Source organism: Neobacillus drentensis (assembly GCF_036965645.1).
GTDB classification, from domain to species: domain Bacteria; phylum Bacillota; class Bacilli; order Bacillales; family Cytobacillaceae; genus Neobacillus; species Neobacillus drentensis_D.
Genome location: NZ_JBALPZ010000176.1, coordinates 1 through 1,793, shown reverse-complemented (window position 1 = coordinate 1,793; position 1,793 = coordinate 1). Strand labels below are relative to the sequence as shown.

The window sequence follows — 1,793 nt, the reverse complement described above, 5'->3', positions numbered from 1 at the left end:
GCCGGGGTAGCTCAATTGGTAGAGCAACTGACTTGTAATCAGTAGGTTGGGGGTTCAAGTCCTCTCGCCGGCACTTTTTCTTTGTACGAGCCATTAGCTCAGTTGGTAGAGCAGATTGCAGACATCTGTGATTCAGCTTCTGCGAGCAATCTGCGAGAAAGAACGTGAGTTCTTTTGAGCATCTGACTTACCACAAAATAGCTTGTAGAAATCATCTTAGTATGAGCCATTAGCTCAGTTGGTAGAGCATCTGACTTTTAATCAGAGGGTCGAAGGTTCGAGTCCTTCATGGCTCACCAGTTTTTTTTTGTAAAGGTAAAACAACCTGTCATCTATGCGGGTGTGGCGGAATTGGCAGACGCACCAGACTTAGGATCTGGCGCCGCAAGGCGTGGGGGTTCGACTCCCTTCACCCGCACCAACGTTTTTAGAAAGTTTCATATTGCGGAAGTAGTTCAGTGGTAGAACACCACCTTGCCAAGGTGGGGGTCGCGGGTTCGAATCCAGTCTTCCGCTCCAAAAGTGCCGGGGTGGCGGAACTGGCAGACGCACAGGACTTAAAATCCTGCGGTAGGTGACTACCGTACCGGTTCGATTCCGGTCCTCGGCACCATTTTAGATTAATACTATATGCGCCCTTAGCTCAGCTGGATAGAGTGTTTGACTACGAATCAAAAGGTCGGGAGTTCGAATCTCTCAGGGCGCACTTTAACGGGAAGTAGCTCAGCTTGGTAGAGCACTTGGTTTGGGACCAAGGGGTCGCAGGTTCGAATCCTGTCTTCCCGACCAGTCTAAGTGGATATTAACATTATGGGGCCTTAGCTCAGCTGGGAGAGCGCCTGCTTTGCACGCAGGAGGTCAGCGGTTCGATCCCGCTAGGCTCCACTTATTAACTATAAAAATGGCGGTGTAGCTCAGCTGGCTAGAGCGTACGGTTCATACCCGTAAGGTCGGGGGTTCGATCCCCTCCGCCGCTACCATATAGTGTTTTACGGAGGAATACCCAAGTCCGGCTGAAGGGATCGGTCTTGAAAACCGACAGGCGGGTTAAACCGCGCGGGGGTTCGAATCCCTCTTCCTCCGCCATATTATTTTCTGGTTGAAATTTAATACTTTTTACTATCGCGGGGTGGAGCAACGAGCGTTGCTTCAATGAATAAACTGCGAGTTGTACCCATCGAGCTGCTGCTTGATTAAGCTTTCTGAGATGGGGACAGTCAGTAACAAACCTTGGAGCATACTCCAAAATTAATAATTTTTACTATCGCGGGGTGGAGCAGTCCGGTAGCTCGTCGGGCTCATAACCCGAAGGTCGCAGGTTCAAATCCTGTCCCCGCAATATGGTCCGGTAGTTCAGTTGGTTAGAATGCCTGCCTGTCACGCAGGAGGTCGCGGGTTCGAGTCCCGTCCGGACCGCCATTTTTATCCCAGTAAGCTAACGCTGCTGTTGATATATATAATGTGTGGCTCAGTAGCTCAGTCGGTAGAGCAAAGGACTGAAAATCCTTGTGTCGGCGGTTCGATTCCGTCCTGAGCCACCACAATAGTTTATGCTTAGTGTCATATATGGAGGGGTAGCGAAGTGGCTAAACGCGGCGGACTGTAAATCCGCTCCCTCAGGGTTCGGCGGTTCGAATCCGTCCCCCTCCACCATAAATGGCGGTTGTGGCGAAGTGGTTAACGCATCGGATTGTGGTTCCGACATTCGTGGGTTCGATTCCCATCAGCCGCCCTATCGCAAAGGTAAAGAGGCTGGGACATAACTAGGTTCTATAAAGGAAAAAAGTGAAATC

15 tRNA genes are annotated in these 1,793 nt (G+C 50.6%); all 15 read left to right on the top strand.

The annotated features are described in order from the left end of the window. The 15 genes from V7266_RS26425 to V7266_RS26355 all read left to right on the top strand — a co-directional run bounded on the left by V7266_RS26425 (position 1) and on the right by V7266_RS26355 (position 1,732). Positions 1-73: transfer RNA gene (locus tag V7266_RS26425), tRNA-Thr, on the top strand. Positions 74-223: 150 nt separating this feature from the next. Further along, positions 224-299, top strand: a tRNA-Lys gene (locus V7266_RS26420). 37 nt (positions 300-336) lie between these two features. Then, a tRNA-Leu gene (locus V7266_RS26415) sits at positions 337-421 on the top strand. A gap of 23 nt (positions 422-444) precedes the next feature. Further along, positions 445-519, top strand: a tRNA-Gly gene (locus V7266_RS26410). Positions 520-524: 5 nt separating this feature from the next. Beyond that, positions 525-613, top strand: a tRNA-Leu gene (locus V7266_RS26405). 19 nt (positions 614-632) lie between these two features. Further along, positions 633-706 (top strand) — tRNA-Arg (locus tag V7266_RS26400). Between the two features lie 6 nt (positions 707-712). Then, positions 713-789, top strand: a tRNA-Pro gene (locus V7266_RS26395). Positions 790-812: 23 nt separating this feature from the next. Next, positions 813-885, top strand: a tRNA-Ala gene (locus V7266_RS26390). A gap of 18 nt (positions 886-903) precedes the next feature. Beyond that, positions 904-980, top strand: a tRNA-Met gene (locus tag V7266_RS26385). A 13-nt stretch (positions 981-993) separates the two neighbouring features. After that, positions 994-1,086: transfer RNA gene (locus tag V7266_RS26380), tRNA-Ser, on the top strand. 179 nt (positions 1,087-1,265) lie between these two features. Beyond that, positions 1,266-1,339 (top strand) — tRNA-Met (locus V7266_RS26375). Between the two features lie 3 nt (positions 1,340-1,342). Further along, positions 1,343-1,419 (top strand) — tRNA-Asp (locus V7266_RS26370). A gap of 46 nt (positions 1,420-1,465) precedes the next feature. Continuing rightward, positions 1,466-1,541, top strand: a tRNA-Phe gene (locus V7266_RS26365). Between the two features lie 27 nt (positions 1,542-1,568). After that, a tRNA-Tyr gene (locus V7266_RS26360) sits at positions 1,569-1,653 on the top strand. Positions 1,654-1,659: 6 nt separating this feature from the next. After that, a tRNA-His gene (locus V7266_RS26355) sits at positions 1,660-1,732 on the top strand. Positions 1,733-1,793: the final 61 nt, after the last annotated feature.